Here is a 21,946-nt window from a genome sequence, read left to right on the forward strand (position 1 = left end):
TGCCCGTGCGGTCGCCGACTAATTCATTGATTGACGGAGAGATCACCTTGTTAGAGTACGTAGTGTCCTTCGAGCAGCTGGGTGTTGATGATGTAGAACGGGTCGGGGGCAAGAACGCTTCCCTTGGCGAGATGATCAGCAACCTGGCTAACGCCGGCGTTTCGGTTCCCGGCGGCTTTGCCACCACTGCAGACGCCTATCGCGAGTTTCTCGAGCAAAGTGGTCTGAATGATCGCATCAATGCGGCGCTGGACAAGCTGGACGTCGACGACGTCAACGCCCTGGCCCAGACTGGCGCGCAGATTCGCCAGTGGATCATGGACGCGGACTTCCCGCCAGCACTCGATAAAGCCATCCGCGACGAATTTGCCAAGCTCTCCGACGGCAATCCGAATCTGGCCGTTGCGGTACGTTCCTCGGCTACCGCAGAGGATTTGCCCGATGCTTCCTTTGCCGGCCAGCAGGAGACCTTCCTGAACATCCGCGGCGTCGACAACGTCATTTATGCTGCCAAGGAAGTCTTCGCTTCTCTCTTTAACGACCGTGCTATCTCCTATCGTGTACACCAGGGCTTCGACCACAAACTGGTCGCCTTGTCCGCCGGTGTGCAGCGCATGGTGCGCTCCGAAACCGGCACGGCTGGCGTGATGTTTACCCTGGATACAGAATCCGGTTTCCGTGACGTGGTATTCATCACCGGCGCTTACGGTCTGGGTGAAACCGTGGTGCAGGGCGCGGTCAACCCCGACGAGTTTTATGTGCACAAGCCCACGCTGGCAGCAGGTCGTCCTTCAATCCTGCGCCGCAACCTGGGTAGCAAAGCCATCAAGATGATCTACGGCGACGAAGCCAAGGCAGGCCGTTCGGTCAAGACGGTCGATGTTGACCTGGCCGAGCGCAGCCGCTTCTGCCTGAGCGACGCAGAAATCGTCAACCTGTCCAAGCAGGCCGTGATCATCGAGCAGCACTACGGCCGCCCGATGGACATCGAGTGGGCCAAAGATGGCGATGACAACAAGCTGTACATCGTTCAAGCGCGTCCCGAAACGGTCAAGAGCCGCACTACTGCCAACGTGATGGAGCGTTACCTGCTCAAGGAGCGGGGCGAAGTGCTGGTTGAAGGTCGTGCTATTGGTCAGCGCATTGGTGCGGGACCGGTACGTATCGTCAATGACGTTTCCGAAATGGACAAAGTACAGCCGGGCGACGTGCTGGTCTCCGACATGACCGACCCTGATTGGGAGCCGGTGATGAAGCGCGCCAGCGCCATCGTGACCAATCGCGGCGGTCGTACCTGCCACGCCGCCATCATTGCGCGTGAGCTGGGTATTCCGGCGGTGGTTGGCTGCGGCAACGCGACGACCGAATTGAAGGAAGGTCAGGAAGTCACCGTTTCCTGTGCCGAAGGCGATACCGGCTTGATCTATGCGGGCCAGCTGTCCTTTGATATCAAAAAGAACAGCGTTGACGCCATGCCGCCGATCCCGTTCAAGATCATGATGAACGTCGGTAATCCGGATCGTGCTTTTGATTTTGCGAACCTGCCTAACGAAGGTGTAGGTCTGGCGCGTCTGGAATTCATCATCAACCGCATGATCGGCGTGCACCCCAAGGCGCTGCTCAACTTCGACAGCCTGCCGCCTGACGTCAAGGAAAGCGTGCAGAAACGGATTGCCGGTTACTCCGATCCAGTCGACTTCTACGTCGACAAGTTGGTTGAGGGTATCAGCACCCTGGCTGCGGCCTTCTCGCCGAAGAAAGTTATCGTGCGGATGTCGGACTTCAAGTCCAACGAGTACGCCAACCTGATCGGCGGCAAGCTGTACGAACCGGAAGAAGAAAACCCGATGCTCGGCTTCCGCGGTGCATCACGCTACATCAGTGACTCCTTCCGTGACTGCTTTGAGCTGGAATGCCGCGCCATGAAGCGCGTGCGTGATGAAATGGGTCTGACCAATGTCGAGATCATGATTCCGTTCGTCCGTACTGTTGGCGAAGCCAAACAGGTGGTTGAGTTGCTGGGCGAGAACGGCTTGAAGCGTGGCGAAAACGGCTTGCGTTTGATCATGATGTGCGAGCTGCCGGCTAACGCCCTGCTGGCGGAAGAGTTCCTGGAGCACTTTGACGGCTTCTCCATCGGCTCCAACGATCTGACCCAGCTGACGCTGGGCCTGGACCGCGACTCCGGAATCATCGCGCACCTGTTTGATGAGCGTAACGCGGCGGTGAAGAAGCTGCTGAGCATGGCTATTTCGGCCTGCCGTGATGCCGGCAAGTACATTGGTATTTGCGGTCAGGGTCCTTCGGATCATCCCGATCTGGCGCAATGGCTGATGGATCAGGGCATTGAAAGCGTATCCTTGAACCCTGATTCGGTCATGGACACCTGGTTCTTCCTGGCCGAGAATGCCAAGTAAGATCTATCGCAATCCCGGTTCAAGGAGAACGCCATGCATTATGTAACGCCCGATCTGTGTGATGCCTATCCGGACGTCGACGTAGTCGAGCCCATTTTCAGCAATTTTGGCGGCCACGATTCCTTTGGCGGCGAGATTGTCACCGTGAAATGTCACGAGGACAACTCGATCGTCAAGGAGCAGGTTGACCAGGATGGCACAGGCAAGGTCATGGTGGTAGACGGCGGCGGTTCCTTCCGTCGTGCGCTGCTCGGTGACATGCTGGCCGAGAAAGCGGCCAAGAATGGCTGGGAAGGCATTATCGTGTACGGCTGTGTGCGTGATGTGGATGTTCTGGCGCAAACGCCGCTGGGGATCCAGGCGCTGGCAAGTCACCCAATGAAAACCGACAAGCGCGGCATTGGTGATTTGAATGTGGTGGTAACCTTCGGCGGCGTGACCTTCCGGCCAGGCGAATACGTCTATGCTGATAATAACGGCATTATCGTATCGCCCACCGCGTTGAGCATGCCTGAGTAAGTTGTAAGTCAGGCAGGCAGCACACAATCGAGGGGGAAGGCCGATGTCTTCCCCCTCGGTGCATCTGCAACGCGACTTCCCCGAGGAACTGTACATGTCTGAAGACCCCCTAGAAAGTCGATTGCGTGATCTCCTGCAGGGTGAGCCCAGCGACTTTGGCTCACAGCGTGATGACCGCCGGCTGGATCGCGTTCTGCACAAGGCGCATGTGCGCGGTGGGTTGTTTGATCTGGTCAATCTCTTTGCTCGTTGGGGATGGGTCCTTTCTGAAGGCGGTGCGCGTGGCGCCCGTCACCTCAAGCCGGTGAGTCGAGACGCTACAAAGACCTCACCCCAAGACATCAACCAATAATAGAGACGACCATGGAATTCAACGTCTGGAGTCAGAGCTTCGTTGCAGCCATGACCACTTTGTGGAGCAAGGTTGCTTCCTTTGTGCCTGATTTGATAGCAGCGCTGTTCATTATTCTGCTGGGCTTTGTAATCGCCAAGCTGGTAGATGCCGTACTGAGCAAGGGGCTCGCCAAGATTGGGCTGGACCGCTTGATGGGCGGCGCTGGCGTGAACAAGATGTTGGCGCGGGTCAGCATTACTGCCTCGGTGTCTTCTATTATTGGCAAGATTGCCTACTGGTTCGTTGTGCTTACCTTTCTGGTCTCGGCCGCCGAGTCGCTGGGGCTGGCGCGGGTATCGTCCACGTTGGACGTGTTTACCCTATACCTGCCCAAGGTATTTGGTGCAGCGCTGATTCTGCTTGCCGGCTTACTGTTATCGCATCTGGTCAATGGGGTGGTAAAAGGTGCGGCAGAAAGCATGGGGGTCGATTACGCCAGCGGGCTGGGTCGTTTTGTGCAGGGCCTGCTGGTCATCATCACGGTCTCGTTGGCTATCGGCCAGCTGCAGATAGAAACCGCCTTGCTGAACATGGTCATAGCCATCGTTCTAATCACCTTCGGCACTGCGGCCGCGTTGGCGCTGGGGCTGGGCAGCCGCCATACGGTGAGCCAGATTATTGCGGGTATCTATGTTCGAGAGTTGTACCAGGTCGGGGATCAGATCAAGGTTGGCGAAGTCGAAGGCAGTATTGAAGAAATAGGGACTGTCAAAACCTCGATTTTGACCGATGACGGCCAACTGGTCTCGGTGGCCAATAGCGTTCTGACCACTGAAAATGTGTCACGTTAACCGTGATTGATCCAGCCTCCGAAGCAAAGACGCCCAAGCCTTGACCCCTCGTAAAGAACCTCGCCGGCGTTATAACCCGGCTACGCTGAGTGATGAAGACCTGGTCATCGCGGCAAAAGGTGAACTACTTCACACTACAACTGCGTATGAAGAGCTGATGCGCCGCTACCAGCGTACGTTGTTTAACGTGTGTGCCCGTTACCTGGGGAATGAACGTGACGCGGACGATGTGTGCCAAGAGGTGATGCTCAAAGTTTTACACGGCTTGAAGCAATTTGAGGGGAAAGCCAAATTTAAAACATGGCTTTATAGTATTACCTATAACGAATGCATCACTCAGTACCGCAAAGAGAAACGCAAAAGGCGCCTGCTAGACGCTCTCAGCCTGGACGAGCAAGAAGAGCTCGTCGAGCCAGAATCACCGCTAGCAGAATCACAGGGCCTCAATAAAATGCTGTCGCACGTCAACCCGATTGACCGCGAAATACTAGTTTTGCGATTTATTGCGGAACTTGAGTTCCAAGAAATTGCCAATATTATGCACATGGGCTTAAGTGCGACTAAAATGCGCTACAAGCGTGCCTTGGAAAAATTACGCGATCAGATTGACAGCCCTTTCATATAAGGCTTGTATAGTTATTAGCGTGATTCAGTTATACTGCGTGCGAGTTTTGCGTAAGCTTAACGTCTTAATGGATTTGATGGGGATTCAATGATGAAATTGAAAAACACTGTGGGTCTCGTTGTTGGTTCTGCGATTGCTGCGTCCAGCATTCCTGCTATGGCCATGAGCCAGCAGGGTTCTGTGGAAGTCGAAGCCTTTGCGGATCGTTATTTCACTGACAGCAAGTACGACATGAACGACGGCACCCTGGTGGGTGGTAGCATCGGTTACTTCCTGACCGATGACGTGCTGCTGAATGTCGGCCTGGGTAAGTACAAAAACCTGGAATTTGATGACACCAAAAATGAAGTTGATGGCAGCCTGTTTCAAGTTGAAGCTGTTCACCACTTTGGCGAAAGCAACGTCCGTCCGTATATCTCGGCTGGTTTGGCTCATCAAGAGTTGGAGCCTGAAGGCACCAACATCAATGACCGTACGACCATGGCGATGGCTGGCGTTGGTATCAAAAACTATCTGAACGAAAACTTCTTCGTGAAGGCCGGTGTTGATGCTCTGTACGGTTTTGACCACGGTAACACCGAGTGGCAGGCTGGCGTAGGTCTGGGTATCAACTTTGGCTCCAAGAAAGAAGAAGCCGTAGTTGCAGCTGCCCCGGCACCAATGCCGCAGCCAGAGCCGGCTCCGGAAATGCAGTCAGTTCGCGTTGAGCTTGACGTGCTGTTTGACTTCGACAAGGACACTATTCGTCCTGAGTACCGCCAAGACATCCAGAGCCTGGCTGAGTTCATGAAAACCTACCCATCGGTTACCACTACCGTTGAAGGTCACACTGACTCCGTCGGTAGCGATGCCTACAACCAGAACCTGTCCGAGCGTCGCGCTAATGCAGTTCGCGAAGCGCTGATCGGTGAAGGCGTTGACGGCTCTCGCGTAAGCTCTGCCGGTTATGGCGAATCTCGTCCGATTGCTGACAACTCTACCGACGAAGGCCGTTCCATGAACCGCCGCGTTGAAGCTGAAGTTGAAGCTGAAGTCGAAGTGCGTTAACACCGTGCTTTAATAAAAAACCCGGCTCAGGCCGGGTTTTTTATTGCTTATAAATTAAAGCGCTTAATCGTCTACGGAGTTTACGCCGGGAAAGCGCAGGCGGAAGTCTTCCGGCATAGGGCATACCTTGGACGTGCTGAAGTGATAAAAAACGAAGCCTGACTTCGCCAGGGCCACCAGTTCACCGTCGGCCGCCTTGGTGATCCTGAAGATAATGTCTCCGCCGTAACGGTTAAGGTCCATCAAGCCCACTTCGAAGATCAGAGCATCGCGGGCGAAGGCTTCCCGGCGGTAGGTCGTGGCCAGATCGGTCACGATGATACCAATATCGTTCACGCTGACTTCTTCAATGCCAAACTGGTAGAGAAAGCGAGCCCGAGCCTCCGAAATCATGGATATCATCGAATCATTGGCCAGGTGCTTGCCTGAGTTGATGTCGGTGATGCGTACCGTCAACTGGGTAGTGAAGTAGAACTGGTTTTCGGGGAACTCGAGGTGCAGACGTGCCATAGCGAATAAAGCCTTGTTACTTGGGAGGGGAGGTGCAGGAGTCGCGCATTCTACCCGAGGTAAAACCCGCACGATAGATAAAAAAAGACCGCCGGTTAGGCGGTCTTTTTCACACCAAGGATGCCAGGCATCCGAGGAATCAGCGGCTATTAACCAAACTGGTTCATGGTGTTGTCTTTGCCACCCGCTTTCAGGGCAGCTTCACCAGCGAAGTACTCTTTATGGTTGTCACCGATGTCGGAGCCAGCCATGTTCTGGTGCTTGACGCAGGCGATACCCTGACGGATTTCCTGACGCTGAACGCCCTTGACGTATGCCAGCATGCCTTCCTTGTCGAAGTAACCTTTTGCCAGGTTGTCGGTAGACAGCGCAGCAGTGTGGTAAGTCGGCAGGGTGATCAGGTGGTGGAAGATACCGGCTTCGCGGGCTGCATCAGCCTGGAAGGTACGGATCTTCTCGTCAGCAACCTGAGCCAGTTCGGTTTCGTCATACTCAACGCTCATCAGCTTGGCGCGGTCGTAGGCAGAAACATCCTTGCCTTCTTCAACCATGGCATCAAATACTTGCTGACGGAAGTTCAGTGTCCAGTTGAAGGACGGGCTGTTGTTGTAAACCAGCTTGGCGTTGGGAACCACTTCGCGGATACGGTTAACCATGTCAGCGATCTGGCCAACGTGTGGCTTTTCGGTTTCGATCCACAGCAGGTCAGCACCGTTCTGCAGGCTGGTGATACAGTCCAGAACTACGCGGTCAACGCCGGTGTCCTTGCGGAACTGGAACAGACCAGAAGCCAGACGCTTGGGCTTCAGCAGCTTGCCGTTGGACTTGATCACAACGTCGCCGTTCTGGATGTCGTCAGCGCTGGTGATGTAGTCGCCGTCCAGGAAGCTGTTGTACTGGTCGCCCAGGTCGCCTGGCTCGTTGGTCACAGCGATTTGCTTGGTCAGACCGGCACCCAGGGAGTCGGTACGCGCAACGATAACGCCGTCATCAACGCCCAGTTCAAGGAACGCGTAACGAACAGCGTTGATCTTGGCGAGGAAGTCGGAGTGAGGAACGGTTACTTTACCGTCCTGGTGACCGCACTGCTTCTCATCGGAAACCTGGTTTTCGATCTGGATGCAGCAAGCACCAGCTTCGATCATTTGCTTGGCCAGCAGGTAAGTAGCTTCGGCGTTACCGAAACCAGCGTCGATGTCAGCGATGATCGGCACAACGTGAGTTTCGTAGTTATCGATCTGAGCCTGGATTTCAGCAGCCTTGGCGTTGTCGCCGGCATTGCGGGCGTCGTCCAGGGCAACAAACAGCAGGTCCAGTTCACGGGCATCAGCTTGGCGCAGGAAGGTGTACAGCTCCTCGATCAGCGCAGACACGGAGGTTTTCTCGTGCATGGACTGGTCAGGCAGCGGGCCGAACTCGGAGCGCAGGGCAGCAACCATCCAGCCGGACAGGTACAGGTAGCGCTTGTTGGTGGTTTTCAGGTGCTTCTTGATGGAGATCAGCTTCTGCTGACCGATGAAGCCGTGCCAGCAACCCAGGGACTGGGTGTAGACAGAGGAGTCGGCGTCGTATTCGGCCATGTCCTTGCGCATGATGGCCGCGGTGTACTTGGCAACGTCCAGACCGGTTTTGAAACGGTTCTGCGCACGCATGCGAGCGACGGATTCCGGGTTGATAGCGCTCCAGCCACTACCTGCTTGTTCTTTCAGCTCGGCAGCTGCTTTGATGTCGTTTTGATAAGCTGACATGGTCCATCCTTCAAAGTTTGCGTTAGGTTCAGCACGATTTGTCGACCCATGCTCCGCTGGCCGTAAAACCGCTTAAGCAACGTTTGACTAGTAAAGGAGGAAACTGGAGAAATGCCAAGGAGGAGGGGTGACAAGCGCGACGAGCGGCTGAAATCCTGAGCATGGCGTTGCCGCCACGGCAGGGTCAGGCTGCTGACCACTGATTGTCTACGTTAAATCGCTTCCCCGTCCCTCAGGACAACTTTCGTTCCAGTCGCCACCTCGTCAAACAGCTTTGTGAGCGGTAAAGACACGTGTCGGGCCGTTGGTTTTGGCGTCGACTCGGAGACCTTCTTGAGATCTCTGGCTAGCGGGAGCGTCGCAATGATGAGACTTCGGGTCTTATAAGTCAATCAAGTGTAGTGTTTTTTTTAATTCACTACATAAGGCGTGTGACAGGGGAAACGCCCTAGTTAAGGCGCTCTACCATAAGTCGAACGGTGCCGCTGGAGTTGCTCTGCGTCGAGATACGACGGCCAATATCGGCATTGTTACCCGAGCCAGATTCGTTGAGCCCGCCCACGGTAACCCATTGACCGAGACGCGCGGTCACCACGGTGTCGGTGCGCTGCACATCAATCACGTCCTGACGGTTGCGGTTCAGGCGATTGTTGTTGGCGCTAAGGGTGATGGTGGCCATATCTCCATTCAGGCGAACCGTGGCGTAAAAGCCTTGGGTTACGTCCTGATACTGGGTCTGCTCCACCACACGCCCGTAAGCGTCTGTCGTGCGCGTGGTCAGGGGCACGCTTTGACCGCTCTGAATCAGCACTGGATAGCCTTCGTTGGCGGTTATCTGCCGCACTCCGTCGTTAGCGGAGCGAGTCTGGCGGTTGATGATCCTCGCCTGGTTGCCGTTTCGCGGGTTACCCACGATGATGTCTGCCGGTCCGGTGTCGATGCGCCCATCCACACGATAGCCTTGCTGTACGCCGCTGCTGCCGCCGCTATCGGATACGCTAATCAGCAGTCGTGACGGCTGCTTGTCGATTTGATTGAGTAGCGCCTTTATTTCGACTATGCGAGCAGGCTCTGCACGAATCAACAACTGGTTGCCATAGGCCGAGACACGCTCATCTGAGCGCAGCATGGGTTGCAGGGCGGGGATGACGTCCTCTGCCATGTTGTAACCCAGGGACACCACCTCGGTGGTCGGTGTTGCGTTGGCATAGAGCACGGCGAAGGACAGGCACAGCCAGCTAAGTAGCTTGATAATCAGGCGTGGTGTCATAGCAGAAATCTCCGTATCGCGGGGTCGCTCTGGCTGCTGCCCCATAACTCATCGAACTGATCTGCCCAGCGTTTGACCTGGTCAGGCGAGTATTCACGCGCAAACGCCTGGCGTACACGGTGATCTGGCTGCATGAAAAAGCCTTGAGCATCGGTCATCAATTGCACGTACTTTTGCTTTTGCAGGTCGGGATGCTGGCAACGAATCTCGCACAGGCTGGGAAAGCGATGAGTGAGGCTCAACAGGCTGCGACCCTGCAAGAAATCCCTGTCTACACTCTGCAGCAGGATCTGGATGCGCGCCAAGGGTTCGCGGGCAATCAGGCTTTCGCATGCGTTGATGAAGTCGAGTCGATTGAACAGCCAGCGCGCCTGTTCAGGAGAGTAGATGCGCAGCCTACGGCGACACTGGCTAACCAGCGTCGCGACGTGGGGCAGCGCATTGTCGTCGTTCACGGCAATCATCCCTTCGGTCTCCCGCGCGTATTCCGACACTGGCTCGCGGGAGAGATCGGGGTTGTGTATCGCAAAGCGACCGGGTGAGTCGAATTCGATATCCGGCAGTTGCAAGGGGGATTGGTCGCTGGACTGCCAATACATATCCTGATGCGCGATCCCCGCATCCAGATATTCGTCTGAAGTAATGCTGAACCCCAGCTTGCGATAAAACGCCGTGGCGTGAGTCTGCGCGGAAAGATGAAGCTCATGCATACCACTGGCCTGGGCGAAGGCAATCACCTGCTGCATGACCTCCGCACCCAGCCCTATGCCGCGGAAGTCGGGCAATACCGCCACGCGGCCGATGTGGCCATCATGCAGCAGCCGTGCAGTTGCCGCAGGTTGCTGCTGATAATACAGAAGGAAATGGGTGGCGTTGTCGTCTTCTGCGTCCCACTCAAGGTCTTCCGGTACCTGCTGTTCGTCGATAAACACCTGCTGGCGAATGTCGCGAACGGCCTTGCCGTTTATCCAGTCGACTGTGGTGACATGTATTTCATTCATCATCCCTCTCCAACAGGAGATACCCTTTCGCAAACAGCTGCTCCAGCAACTCTATGGCCTCCGCCTCCTGGTGCCATGGCTCCAGGGCCTCAGGGCTCAAGTAACGCTGATTGCAGATCAGTTGCACCAGTGGCAACAAGGCGCCTGGCACCACGCAGTGTTCGCCACTGGCAAACAGCTGCACCTGATCGTTCTCAGCAAGACGGTAGGCCAAACGCACGCTTGGGTTGTGCAGCAGCGCGTAGCCGGCGTTCAGGCCTTCAAGCATATCGGCTTCTTCGTCGACATAACTCTGTGCCAGATCAGGGTAGCGTGCCTCGGTCATATGACGCCCAAACCAGGTGGCCAATGCTTCCTTGTCTTCGACCAGACGAAGAATGCTTTGTTGCAACTGGTCAATAGTTTCCTGATCAATGGCGGCCGGGTCTTGTGGCTGTTTGCGACCTGCGTCACTGTAACGCGCGTCGTCCGTGAGTTGGTGCGCCAGATAGTCGGTGAAGTGCACCAGCACTTCCTGGTGACTGGGGGCGCGAAAGCCAATGGAAAATGTGAGGCAGTCGGTTTCCGCAACACCGTCATGCGCGACCCCTGGCGGGATGTACAGCATGTCTCCAGGCTCAAGAACCCACTCGTTCTGGCACTCAAAATCCTGCAGGATGCGCAGGTCAGGGTTGTTTTGCAGTGGGCTATCAATGCTGCAATGCTGGCCGACGCGCCAGCGGCGCTTGCCCTCGGCCTGTAGTAGGAATACGTCGTAATTGTCGAAGTGTGGGCCTACGCCGCCGCCGGGCGTGGCATAGCTGATCATCACGTCGTCCAGACGCCAGCTGGGCAGAAAGTGGAAGCGTTGCAGCAACTCGGCTATCTCGGGCACAAACTGGTCGACGGCCTGCACCAGCAGAGTCCAGTCGCGCTCCGGCAGCGTCTTGTAGTCATCGTCACCGAAGGGGCCGTTTAGCAACTGCCAGGGATGCGTACCGTTTTTCAGAATAATGCGCGACTCGACTTCCTCCTCCAGCGACAGGCCGGCCAGTTCGTTAGGTTCGATCGGGCTGGTATAGCCCGGTATGGCCTGGCGGATCAGCAGCGGTTTACGCTGCCAGTAATCGCGCAAAAATACCTCAACACCTACATCACCCAGCAGCGCGTCAAATTCGGATTTCATTGATTGGTCGTCCCCAATAGCAAACGCCCGGAAGATCCGGGCGTTGTGACTCGATACAGAAAAGCGGATCAGTAGCTAAAGACTAGCTGATTCGCCTGCGATTAGATGCGCTTGGCTTGCGCGACGGCACTGCCGATGTAACCGGCAGGCGTGAGCGTCTTGAGCTCCTGCTTGGCGGCGTCCGGAATCTCCAGTGTCTCGACGAACTCCAGCAGCGCTTCAGGGGTAATGCCCTTGCCGCGCGTCAGGTCCTTGAGCTTTTCGTAGGCGTTCTCTACGCCATAGCGGCGCATTACCGTTTGAATCGGCTCGGCCAGCACTTCCCAGCAGTTATCCAGATCCTCGGCGATACGCTTGGCGTTGAGCTCAAGCTTGCCGATACCCTTGAGGGAGGATTCGTAGGCGATGACGCTGTGGGCAAAGCCTACGCCAAGATTGCGCAGCACGGTGGAATCGGTCAGATCACGCTGCCAGCGAGAGATCGGCAGTTTACTGGCCAGATGTTGCATGATGGCATTGGCGATCCCCAGGTTGCCTTCGGAGTTCTCGAAGTCGATGGGGTTTACCTTGTGCGGCATGGTTGATGAGCCAATCTCGCCAGCGACGGTCTTCTGCTTGAAATAACCCAGGGAAATGTAACCCCAGATATCGCGGTCAAAGTCGATCAGAATAGTGTTGAAACGGGCGAAGGCGTCGAACAGTTCGGCGATGTAGTCGTGCGGTTCAATCTGGGTGGTGTAGGGGTTAAAGTCGAGCCCCAGCGTGCCCTCGATGAACTGCTTGGCATTGGCTTCCCAGTCGACATCCGGATAGGCCGACAGGTGCGCGTTATAGTTGCCGACGGCACCGTTGATCTTGCCGAGCAGCGGAATGCTTTCGATCTGCTTGATCTGGCGCTCAAGGCGATAGACCACGTTGGCCAGCTCCTTGCCCAGGGTAGTGGGGGAGGCAGGCTGGCCATGGGTGCGTGAAAGCATCGGCACCGCGGCATGCTCGACCGCGAGCGCGCGGATATCGCCTGCAATCTGACGCATCAGCGGCAGTAATACCTCGTCGCGTCCGGCCCGCAGCATGAGCGCGTGGGACAGGTTGTTGATATCTTCCGAGGTGCAGGCGAAGTGGATGAACTCGCTGACCTTCTCCAGCTCTGGCAGCTGCTTGGCCTGCTCCTTGAGCAGGTACTCGACCGCTTTGACGTCGTGATTGGTGGTGCGCTCGAACTCTTTGATGCGCTCTGCGTGTACCAGCTCAAACTGCTCTGCCAGGGTATCAAGAAGCTGGTTGGCCTGCGCCGAGAACGGGCCGATTTCCGGTAGGCCTGGGTGTGCGGCCAGGCACTGGAGCCAGCGTACTTCAACCTGAACACGAAAACGAATCAGGCCATATTCGCTGAAAATGGGGCGCAGGCTGGCAGTTTTGCTGCCGTAACGGCCGTCAACCGGAGATACGGCGGTCAGAGAGGAGAGTTGCATAAAAGAGTTCTCGTCAAGGAAAGCTGGCGGAAAAGGCGCAAATCATACACCAATTCAGGTGGTTTTGGCCCGCGCCGGTGGCAGGGTGATGCTCAGCAGGCTGGCGGCAAAAATCAACGCAGCCCCAACCCAGGATGACCAGCCGGGGACCTCACCCCAGAGGTACCAGGCAAAGGCGCCGGAAAACACAATCGCCAGATAGCTGAGCGGACCGATTTTGCCCGGTGGCGCCAACGCATAGGCTTTAGACATAACCAGCTGACTGGTGGTCGCCACCAGGCCGATGGCCAGCAGCAGCATCAACTGATGTGTGGTGAGAGCCTGACGCGCCCAAAGCATCGGAATCGCCGACAGCAAGGTAGAAAAGGTCGCAAAGTAGAAAACGATGCGGCTGGCCGGCTCGCTGTTGCTCATGGCGCGTATCGAGACGAAGGCTGCCGCTGCAAGCAGGCTGGCTGCGACGCCGGCGAAGGCCTTGGGTTCGAACAGCGCGCCACTGGGCTTGGCCACCAGCAATACCCCGACAAAACCAATAAGCACCATGCCGACGATGCGCGGTGTGAGGCTTTCGCGCAGCCACCACCAGGCGAGCAGGGGGGTAAACACCGGCGCCGCGTAGGTGAACACCATGGCGTCAGCCAGCGGCAGGTGCGCAATGGCGTAAAAGAAGCAGTACATGGCGCCCAGGCCATAGAAGGTGCGCAAAAAGTGGCTGGTCAGGCGTTGGGTGCGAAAAGGCGCAAAGCCCTTGAGCAGCATCATCGGCAGAAAGAAGAACACACCGACCAGATTGCGAAAGAACACCACAGTTTCGTTATTGACCCCGGATGAAACCTCGCGGATGAGTACACCCATTATGGCAAACAGCAGTGCCGAGAGGGCGAGCAGCAGGGCGCCCTGGCGTGGGTTGTCCTGGCGAACCAGTTCAACCACGTAGCAAGGCCTTGGTTGCGTCCAGCAATTTCTTACGCTGGAACAGCAACTGCCAACGGTGCCCACCGACCTGCCGCCAGAGCGTAGCGCCACGAATGCCAGCCAGCAGCAGTGCACGAATGCGATTGGCAACATCAGGCTGTTGCAGGTGGCGCATGTCGCCCTGTACCTGAATGCGTAGGCGCAGGGTGCTGAGCGTATCCTGGTAGGTCGCGCCGAGCGAGGCCGTCACGTTATCGTGCAGGATGCCGAAATGCTCCACCTGTTGGGCGGTCTGACCGATGCGCTGCCCCAGCTCCTGCAGCATATCGCTGCGCTTGGCCAACTGGCGCTCGAGTGTCAGCAGATTCATCACATAGCGCAGCGCATCGCGCTGCAGCGCCGCGGTATCGCGCTCAAGCATGGCTTCCAGCGCTTGCAGGCCGGAGCGAATCTGATGCGTGCTGCCGCCGTAGACGCTGAGCACATCGTCCGGCGACGTTATCAGGATGCTGTGGGCCAGGCAGGCGGCGGGGCCTTCAGCGGCAGACCCACTGCGCGCCAGTTTGTCGACCTGCAAGGCAGCCTCGAATATCGCGCCCAGCGCGATGGCCTGATCACGCAGGCCGCTCATGCTGCACGCTCGTCATAAGCCGGCTCGGCGCTTTCGATGACGCCACCGCCCAGGCAGATGTCGCCCTGATAAAGCACCACGGATTGGCCCGGTGTAACGGCGCGCTGCGGCTCGTCAAACACCAGCCGATATCCGTCAGGGGTTGCCTCCAGAGTGCAGCCTTGATCAGGCTGCCGATAACGAACCTTGGCCGTCAGCGGCAACGGGGTATCCAACGCGGGCTGCGGATTGACCCAGTAAATGCTGGAGCAGCTCAAGGCGCGGGAAAACAGCCAGGGGTGATCATTACCCTGGCCGACGACCAGCACATTATTGACCAGGTCTTTCTTCAGCACATACCAGGGCTCGTCGCCGGCGCCGGGCATGCCGCCAATGCCCAACCCCTGGCGCTGACCCATGGTGTGATACATCAGGCCATGGTGGCGACCGATCACCTTGCCTTCGGTGGTTTGGATGTCGCCAGGCTGCGCAGGCAGATACTGTTTCAAAAAATCGCTGAAGCGGCGCTCCCCGATAAAACAGATGCCGGTGGAGTCCTTTTTACGGGCGGTAGCCAGTTCGTACTTTTCGGCAATGCGGCGAACCTCTGGCTTCTCCAGCTCGCCCACCGGGAACAGTGTGCGGGCGATCTGTTCGGCACCCACCGCGTGCAGAAAGTAACTCTGGTCCTTGTTGCCATCCACGCCGCGCAGCAACACAGTCTGCCCATCGCGCTCGCCGCGGCGAACGTAATGGCCGGTGGCAATCAGATCGGCGCCCAGCGCCAGAGCGTAGTCGAGGAAGGCCTTGAACTTGATTTCGCGGTTGCACAGGATGTCGGGGTTGGGCGTACGCCCGGCCTGATACTCTTCAAGAAAGTGCTCGAACACGTTGTCCCAGTACTCCGCCGCGAAATTCGCCGTGTGCAGTTTGATGCCGAGCTTGTCACTCACGGCCTGCGCATCTGCGAGATCGTCCATGGCAGTGCAGTATTCCGTACCGTCATCCTCGTCCCAATTCTTCATGAACAGGCCTTCGACCTGATAACCCTGTTCCAGCAACAGTGCGGCGGAAACGGAGGAGTCCACGCCGCCGGACATGCCGACAATAACGCGGGTGTGCTCGGGGGCTTTGTCTGTGTAGGTGCTCATGTCAACGAATCAGATCCAGTGAGTAATGCGGTTTGTTCAGATAATCCAGAATGCAGTCGAGTACCAGATGGCTGCGCAGGCGGTGCTGCTCCTGCTGTAGCTCATCCAGTGTCATCCAGCGCGCTCTTACAATGCCGTCATCCAGCGCTTGCTGCGCGTCGTGCTCAAGCGCTTGTGCGCTGAAACAGGCGCGTTGGTAGGTCACACCATTGGCAGCGGTGAACAGATAAAGCCCAGTCACTGCCGTGAGTTCGACGCGCCAGCCGGTTTCTTCGCGGGTTTCACGCACCGCAGCCTGCAGCAGTGTTTCGCCTGCCTCAAGGTGGCCGGCGGGCTGATTCAGCACCAGTTTGCCGTCACGCTGTTCTTCGACAATAAGAAAGCGGCTCTGTCTTTCAACAATGCAGGCAACGGTCAGATGGGGAGTAAAGCGCATGGGGTACCCTCAGCAGGGAGCATAGGGTAGCGCAAAGCTGCCGTTGGGTGAAACATCACGCTGCTGTATAAAGGCAAGACTAGCATTGACAGGAAAAGCGACTAGGATTCTGATAGTCAAAGACTTGTAGTGCGTTTTGTAGTGTTACTACAAAATAGATGCGGTGCAGTCTAAGTGGCGTGCTGGCTTGCTGCTCAATGGGGTGTTATCCATTGGTCTAAGCAAAAAGTACGTGACATTATGTAGGAAAACTACAACAATACCGCAGCTCAAAATCCGTATTCTTATTCAGAGCCTTCGGGTTACCCGCCCGTAGGTTGCTAGTGACAACGACAACATACACGGAGTCAAAAATGGGATACCAAAAGATCCAGGTGCCGGCTAGCGGCGACAAAATTTCCGTAAACGCCGACCTTTCCCTGAACGTGCCTAACAACCCAATCATCCCTTATATCGAAGGCGATGGCATCGGTGTTGATATTTCCCCCGTCATGATCAAGGTTGTCGACGCTGCCGTCGAAAAAGCCTACGGCGGTGAGCGCAAGATTTCCTGGATGGAAGTCTATGCCGGTGAGAAAGCCACCCAGGTTTACGATCAGGACACCTGGCTGCCGAAAGAAACGCTCGAAGCGGTCAAGGACTACGTTGTATCTATCAAAGGCCCGCTGACCACGCCAGTTGGTGGTGGCATCCGCTCGCTGAACGTTGCGCTGCGTCAGGAGCTGGACCTGTATGTTTGCCAGCGCCCGGTTCGCTGGTTCACCGGTGTACCTAGCCCGGTCAAGAAGCCAGGCGACGTAGACATGATCATCTTCCGCGAGAATTCGGAAGATATCTATGCGGGCGTTGAGTTCAAGGCCGGCACGCCCGAAGCCGAAAAAGTCATCAAGTTCCTCACTGAAGAAATGGGCGCGACCAAGATCCGCTTCACCGACATGTGCGGTATCGGTATCAAGCCGGTTTCCGAGGAAGGTACCAAGCGTCTGGCACGCAAAGCGCTGCAGTATGCCGTCGACAACGATCGTGACTCAGTCACCATCGTGCACAAAGGCAACATCATGAAGTTCACCGAAGGTGCCTTCAAAGAATGGGGCTACGAAATTGCACGTGACGAGTTCGGTGCCGAGCTGTTGGATGGCGGTCCGTGGATGCAGTTCAAGAACCCCAAGACTGGCAAAAACATTGTCGTCAAGGACGTGATCGCTGACGCCATGCTGCAGCAGATCCTGCTGCGTCCGGCCGAGTACGACGTGATCGCCACCCTCAATCTGAACGGCGACTACCTGTCTGACGCACTGGCAGCAGAAGTGGGCGGCATCGGTATTGCTCCGGGTGCCAACCTGTCCGACTCGGTTGCCATGTTTGAGGCCACCCACGGTACTGCACCCAAGTATGCAGGCCAGGACAAGGTCAACCCTGGTTCACTGATCCTGTCTGCAGAAATGATGCTGCGTCACATGGGTTGGGTTGAAGCGGCTGACCTGATCATCAAAGGCACTGAGGGCGCAATCGCCAACAAGACAGTGACTTATGACTTCGAGCGACTGATGGACGGCGCCAAACTGCGCAAGTGCTCTGAGTTTGGTGACGATCTGATCGCCTCCATGTGAGGTCGATGCGGGCCAGCCTGGCTGGCTCGCGTCAGGGCAGTAACAACAAAGCCGGCGTGAGCCGGCTTTGTTATTTGCACTGGAAACAGGTAAGAGCGTTAATGGTGCGCGGCCGCTTCGGCTGAAACGCCTTCATTTTCCAGTTGTTTCTTGCTAGCTTGTTCAGCCGGAGACTGAATATTGATCGCATGCAATCCCTTTGGGCCCTGGATGATGTCAAATTGTACCGGTTGCCCGGCCTTCAGCGTCTTGTACCCGTCCATCTGGATGGCCGAATAATGCGCAAATAGGTCTTCTTCCCGGCCGTCGGCTACAATGAATCCGTAACCTTTAGCGTTGTTGAACCATTTGACCTTACCGTTCTCCATACTGCATCCCTCTGATAACTTGTCACGTCATGTGAATGTGCATCGTCTGGTGCTGACCGAAAGCCGGTGGGAAATCTAAATGGTGACTGATCAGTCGAGCACACTTACACTTTTTAACAGCTAATCGAGGTAAGTCAAGCCAGCCTCGGACAAGCTGTGTGCCAGTACGCACTTTTACGATGAGCGGCCCCGTTATCAATGCAACCAGCCAAACGACAGATGTTTTCAATGACAGAATTTCAACTAACCTTAAATCAGGGATCAGGCGCGCCAGAGCACGAGGATGATCACGGCCTTGCGGTCGAGACGAGCAAGCCCGAACTCAAGCCGCCATCGCGCTACAAGGTGGTCATGATGAACGATGACTACACGCCGATGGACTTTGTCGTTGAGGTGCTTGAGCGTTTTTTCTCGCACAACCGCGAAAGTGCTACGCAGATCATGCTGAAGGTGCATACTGAGGGTAGGGCGGTGTGCGGTATCTACACCCGGGATATCGCGGAAACCAAGGCGGCAGAAGTGAACGACTATGCGAAGGAATGCCAGCACCCGTTGATGTGTCAGATTGAACGGGAAGCGTAACAAAGCGATTTTTATCGCGTGAGATGAGGTGGCAACATGCTCAATAGAGATCTCGAGATCACCCTGAACCTGGCGTTCAAGGAAGCGCGCAACAAACGCCACGAATTCATGACCGTAGAACACCTGCTGCTGGCCTTGCTGGACAATCAGGCAGCGGTCAATGTGTTGAACGCCTGTGGTGCCGATATGGACCGGTTGCGCCGCGAGCTGACCGAGTTTATCGACTCCACCACCCCCCTGATTCCGAAACAGGACCATGAACGCGAAACGCAGCCGACGCTGGGTTTTCAGCGCGTTTTGCAGCGTGCGGTTTTCCACGTGCAGAGCTCCGGCAAGGGCGAAGTCAGCGGTGCAAATGTGCTGGTCGCGATTTTCAGCGAGCAGGAAAGCCAGGCTGTGTTTTTCCTCAAACAGCAGCAAATAGCGCGCATCGATATCGTCAACTTCATCTCCCATGGCATCTCCAAGGTGCAAAGCGGCGAGGAGCCGTTGAGCGACGATCAGGAAGCGATGGACGACGAGGGTGGTGAAGGCGGTACCGCCAGCAACCCGCTGGAGTCGTACGCCAGCAACCTGAACGAGCAGGCGCGCAAGGGGCGCATCGACCCCCTGGTTGGCCGCGCCTCAGAAGTGGAGCGGGTGGCGCAGATTCTGATGCGCCGGCGCAAGAACAATCCCTTGCTGGTAGGTGAGGCCGGGGTTGGCAAGACCGCCATTGCTGAAGGCCTGGCCAAGCGTATTGTCGATGGCGAAGTGCCCGACATTCTGTCCGAGGCCGTAGTTTACTCATTGGACCTTGGCGCCTTGCTGGCCGGTACCAAATACCGCGGCGACTTTGAAAAACGCTTCAAGGCGTTGCTCAAAGCCCTGCGCAAGCGCCCGCACGCAATCCTCTTTATCGATGAAATTCACACCATCATCGGTGCAGGTGCTGCCTCTGGCGGCGTTATGGACGCGTCCAATCTGCTCAAGCCGTTGCTGTCGTCCGGCGAAATTCGCTGCATTGGCTCCACGACTTTCCAGGAGTTCCGCGGCATCTTCGAGAAGGATCGTGCTCTGGCACGACGCTTCCAGAAGGTAGACGTGGTCGAGCCTTCGGTCGCCGATACCATCCAGATTCTCAAGGGGCTGAAAAGCCGCTTTGAAGATCACCACAGCATTCGCTATACCGACGAGGCGTTGAAAGCCGCGGCAGAGCTGGCCGACCGCTATATCAACGATCGGCACATGCCTGACAAGGCAATCGATGTCATTGATGAGGCGGGTGCCTATCAACGCTTGCAGCTGCCGGAAAACCGCCCCGACTTTATCGACGTGGCGGAAGTCGAAGCGATTGTGGCCAAGATCGCGCGTATTCCGCCCAAGCACGTGTCGTCCAGCGACAAGGAGCTGTTGAAGAATCTGGAGCGCGACCTCAAGCTGGTGGTTTTCGGTCAGGATACGGCGATCGACGCCCTGTCTACCGCCATCAAGCTGTCCCGTGCGGGTTTGAAGTCCGCGGATAAACCCGTGGGCTCTTTCCTGTTTTCCGGCCCCACCGGGGTCGGCAAGACCGAGGTTACCCGCCAGTTGGCCAAGAGCCTGGGCGTAGAGTTGCTGCGCTTTGATATGTCGGAGTACATGGAACGGCACACCGTGTCGCGGCTGATCGGCGCGCCTCCGGGTTATGTTGGCTTCGATCAGGGCGGTCTGCTGACCGAGGCAGTGACCAAGAATCCACACTGCGTGCTGCTGCTGGACGAGATCGAGAAGGCGCACCCGGAAGTCTTCAACCTGCTGCTGCAGGTGATGGATCACGGCACCTTGACCGACAACAACGGGCGCAAGGCGGATTTCCGCAACGTGATTATCGTGCTGACCACCAACGCCGGTGCCGAAACCATGACCCGTGCCTCCATTGGGTTTACCCACCAGGACCACACCAGCGATGGCATGGAGGTGATCAAGAAATCTTTCACCCCCGAGTTCCGCAACCGCCTGGATGCCATCATCCAGTTTGGCCGTTTGACCCACGAAAGCATCAAGTTCGTGGTCGACAAGTTCCTCACCGAACTGCAGGCCCAGTTGGAAGACAAGCACGTGCTGTTGGAAGTGGACGAAAGCGCCCGAAACTGGCTGGCCGAACACGGCTACGACCCGCTGATGGGCGCGCGACCCATGGCGCGTTTGATCCAGGATAAGATCAAACGCCCGCTGGCCGAGCAGATTTTGTTTGGTGAGCTGGCAGAGCAGGGCGGGACGGTGCACATCACCTTGCGTGACGGTGAACTGGAAATTGAAGTGCCCGAGCCCGAAATGGCCTGATTCAAAGGCTAAAAAACGCCCGACAGCTTTGCTGTTCGGGCGTTTTTTTATCAGTGCTGTTTGTGCGCCTCAGAGGTCGAATCGACTCCAGATCGGCGCGTGGTCCGAGGGCTTTTCCATACCGCGAATGGTGTAATCGATATCGCTCTCTACGCAGCGCTCGACCAGAGCGCGACTGGCCATGACCATGTCGATACGCAGGCCGCGCTTGGGGGTGTCCTCAAAGCCGCGACTGCGGTAATCGAACCAGCTGAAGCGGTCGTTAACGTCCGGATTGAGGTGGCGGAAGGTATCGACCATGCCCCAGTCCTTCAAGCGCTGCATCCAGGCGCGTTCTTCCGGCAAAAAACTGCACTTGCCGGTACGCAGCCAGCGCTTGGCGTTGTCGGCGCCGATGCCCACATCCGCATCGGTATCGGAAATGTTCACGTCACCCATGATCACGATGCGCTGGTCGGCCGTGAAGTCCTGCTCCAGGTGTGCCTGCAGGTCGGCGTAGAACTTCTCCTTGGCGGGAAATTTGGTCGGGTGGTCGCGGCTTTCGCCCTGCGGAAAGTAGCCATTGAATACAATCAGTGGCTCGCCGTCGGCACAGGGGATTGCGGCGCTGATCATACGGCGCTGCGCTTCCTCGTTATCCTTGGGTAGCCCCTTGCGCACCCACAGTGGCTCATTGCGGCAGAGCAGGGCAACGCCGTAATGGCCCTTCTGACCGTGGAAAAACACGTGGTAGCCAAGCTCCTGCACCATCTCAATGGGGAACTGCGGGTCGTCCACCTTGGTTTCCTGCAAGCCGATGACCTCAGGCGAGTGGCGTGAAACCAGTTCGCTGAGCTGGTGCGGGCGGGCGCGCAGGCCGTTGATGTTGAAGGAGACTAATTTCATGACTATTTCCTGAATGCGTGAACTGGCGCCAGTTGCCAGCCTTCGATAGCGAGATGAAAGATTACAATAAAATCAGGCACAAAGGCCCGGTTAGACACTGCCAGCATGTTAGCATTGCTCGGCTGC

Annotated in this window: 21 protein-coding genes; 9 read left to right on the top strand and 12 right to left on the bottom strand. The window is 56.7% G+C overall.

Going from position 1 to position 21,946, the window contains the following annotated elements; genetic code table 11:
- The first annotated feature begins 47 nt into the window (after window positions 1–47).
- The 6 genes from ppsA to BLU26_RS02590 all read left to right on the top strand — a co-directional run bounded on the left by ppsA (window position 48) and on the right by BLU26_RS02590 (window position 5,793).
- Window positions 48–2,417 (top strand): phosphoenolpyruvate synthase, encoded by a 2,370-nt coding sequence (gene ppsA, locus BLU26_RS02565; RefSeq protein WP_092283571.1) that lies wholly within the window; start codon window positions 48–50, stop codon window positions 2,415–2,417.
- A gap of 33 nt (window positions 2,418–2,450) precedes the next feature.
- A complete protein-coding gene (gene rraA / locus BLU26_RS02570; RefSeq protein ID WP_092283573.1) occupies window positions 2,451–2,936 on the top strand; it encodes a ribonuclease E activity regulator RraA in 486 nt (161 codons plus the stop codon).
- Between the two features lie 43 nt (window positions 2,937–2,979).
- Window positions 2,980–3,288, top strand: a complete 309-nt coding sequence (locus BLU26_RS02575) for a CrfX protein (RefSeq protein WP_231701994.1) — start codon at window positions 2,980–2,982, stop codon at window positions 3,286–3,288.
- Between the two features lie 11 nt (window positions 3,289–3,299).
- Window positions 3,300–4,121, top strand: a complete 822-nt coding sequence (locus BLU26_RS02580) for a mechanosensitive ion channel family protein (protein WP_092283575.1) — start codon at window positions 3,300–3,302, stop codon at window positions 4,119–4,121.
- A gap of 40 nt (window positions 4,122–4,161) precedes the next feature.
- Window positions 4,162–4,746 carry an RNA polymerase sigma factor SigX gene (gene sigX, locus BLU26_RS02585; protein ID WP_092283577.1) on the top strand — a complete coding sequence of 195 codons (585 nt, stop codon included), beginning with the start codon at window positions 4,162–4,164 and terminating at the stop codon, window positions 4,744–4,746.
- A gap of 90 nt (window positions 4,747–4,836) precedes the next feature.
- Window positions 4,837–5,793: an OmpA family protein gene (locus BLU26_RS02590; RefSeq protein ID WP_092288333.1), complete on the top strand. Its 957-nt coding sequence runs from the start codon at window positions 4,837–4,839 to the stop codon at window positions 5,791–5,793.
- A 63-nt stretch (window positions 5,794–5,856) separates the two neighbouring features.
- Here BLU26_RS02590 and BLU26_RS02595 read toward each other — a convergent pair whose 3' ends face one another.
- The 10 genes from BLU26_RS02595 to BLU26_RS02640 form a co-directional block, all read right to left on the bottom strand.
- A complete protein-coding gene (locus BLU26_RS02595) occupies window positions 5,857–6,303 on the bottom strand; it encodes an acyl-CoA thioesterase (RefSeq protein WP_092283579.1) in 447 nt (148 codons plus the stop codon).
- Between the two features lie 149 nt (window positions 6,304–6,452).
- A complete protein-coding gene (locus tag BLU26_RS02600; protein ID WP_092283581.1) occupies window positions 6,453–8,051 on the bottom strand; it encodes an isocitrate lyase in 1,599 nt (532 codons plus the stop codon).
- Window positions 8,052–8,499: 448 nt separating this feature from the next.
- Window positions 8,500–9,321: a secretin N-terminal domain-containing protein gene (locus tag BLU26_RS02605; RefSeq protein ID WP_157719281.1), complete on the bottom strand. Its 822-nt coding sequence runs from the start codon at window positions 9,319–9,321 to the stop codon at window positions 8,500–8,502.
- The gene (locus tag BLU26_RS18850; RefSeq protein ID WP_092283585.1) at window positions 9,318–10,322 is read right to left on the bottom strand and encodes a GNAT family N-acetyltransferase; all 1,005 of its coding nucleotides are present in this window, start codon (window positions 10,320–10,322) and stop codon (window positions 9,318–9,320) included. Before BLU26_RS18850 ends, BLU26_RS02605 begins: the two co-directional genes overlap by 4 nt.
- Window positions 10,315–11,487, bottom strand: a complete 1,173-nt coding sequence (locus tag BLU26_RS02615) for a cupin domain-containing protein (protein WP_092283587.1) — start codon at window positions 11,485–11,487, stop codon at window positions 10,315–10,317. The genes BLU26_RS18850 and BLU26_RS02615 overlap by 8 nt, the downstream gene beginning before the upstream one ends.
- 101 nt (window positions 11,488–11,588) lie before the next feature.
- Window positions 11,589–12,959: an adenylosuccinate lyase gene (purB, locus tag BLU26_RS02620; protein WP_092283589.1), complete on the bottom strand. Its 1,371-nt coding sequence runs from the start codon at window positions 12,957–12,959 to the stop codon at window positions 11,589–11,591.
- 54 nt (window positions 12,960–13,013) lie between these two features.
- Window positions 13,014–13,892 carry a DMT family transporter gene (locus BLU26_RS02625; protein WP_231701995.1) on the bottom strand — a complete coding sequence of 293 codons (879 nt, stop codon included), beginning with the start codon at window positions 13,890–13,892 and terminating at the stop codon, window positions 13,014–13,016.
- Window positions 13,885–14,505, bottom strand: a complete 621-nt coding sequence (hflD, locus tag BLU26_RS02630) for a high frequency lysogenization protein HflD (RefSeq protein WP_092283591.1) — start codon at window positions 14,503–14,505, stop codon at window positions 13,885–13,887. The genes BLU26_RS02625 and hflD overlap by 8 nt, the downstream gene beginning before the upstream one ends.
- Window positions 14,502–15,635: a tRNA 2-thiouridine(34) synthase MnmA gene (gene mnmA / locus BLU26_RS02635; RefSeq protein ID WP_092283593.1), complete on the bottom strand. Its 1,134-nt coding sequence runs from the start codon at window positions 15,633–15,635 to the stop codon at window positions 14,502–14,504. The genes hflD and mnmA overlap by 4 nt, the downstream gene beginning before the upstream one ends.
- Window position 15,636: 1 nt before the next feature.
- Window positions 15,637–16,071, bottom strand: a complete 435-nt coding sequence (locus BLU26_RS02640; RefSeq protein ID WP_092283595.1) for an NUDIX hydrolase — start codon at window positions 16,069–16,071, stop codon at window positions 15,637–15,639.
- A 353-nt stretch (window positions 16,072–16,424) separates the two neighbouring features.
- Here BLU26_RS02640 and icd point away from each other — a divergent pair, with 353 nt between their 5' ends.
- A complete protein-coding gene (icd, locus tag BLU26_RS02645; protein ID WP_092283597.1) occupies window positions 16,425–17,681 on the top strand; it encodes an NADP-dependent isocitrate dehydrogenase in 1,257 nt (418 codons plus the stop codon).
- Window positions 17,682–17,779: 98 nt separating this feature from the next.
- Here the strand turns inward: icd and cspD are convergent, their stop codons facing one another.
- A complete protein-coding gene (cspD, locus tag BLU26_RS02650; RefSeq protein ID WP_331457185.1) occupies window positions 17,780–18,049 on the bottom strand; it encodes a cold shock domain-containing protein CspD in 270 nt (89 codons plus the stop codon).
- Between the two features lie 219 nt (window positions 18,050–18,268).
- Here cspD and clpS point away from each other — a divergent pair, with 219 nt between their 5' ends.
- Complete coding sequence (clpS, locus tag BLU26_RS02655) at window positions 18,269–18,631, top strand: ATP-dependent Clp protease adapter ClpS (protein ID WP_092283599.1); 363 nt, start codon at window positions 18,269–18,271, stop codon at window positions 18,629–18,631.
- Window positions 18,632–18,667: 36 nt separating this feature from the next.
- Complete coding sequence (gene clpA, locus BLU26_RS02660; RefSeq protein WP_092283601.1) at window positions 18,668–20,935, top strand: ATP-dependent Clp protease ATP-binding subunit ClpA; 2,268 nt, start codon at window positions 18,668–18,670, stop codon at window positions 20,933–20,935.
- 69 nt (window positions 20,936–21,004) lie between these two features.
- Here the strand turns inward: clpA and xthA are convergent, their stop codons facing one another.
- Window positions 21,005–21,820, bottom strand: coding sequence for an exodeoxyribonuclease III (gene xthA, locus BLU26_RS02665; protein WP_092283603.1), 816 nt, complete (start codon window positions 21,818–21,820; stop codon window positions 21,005–21,007).
- Window positions 21,821–21,946 lie beyond the last annotated feature (126 nt).

Origin of the sequence: Halopseudomonas sabulinigri (assembly GCF_900105255.1) — a bacterium.
Taxonomy (GTDB): Bacteria; Pseudomonadota; Gammaproteobacteria; order Pseudomonadales; family Pseudomonadaceae; genus Halopseudomonas; species Halopseudomonas sabulinigri.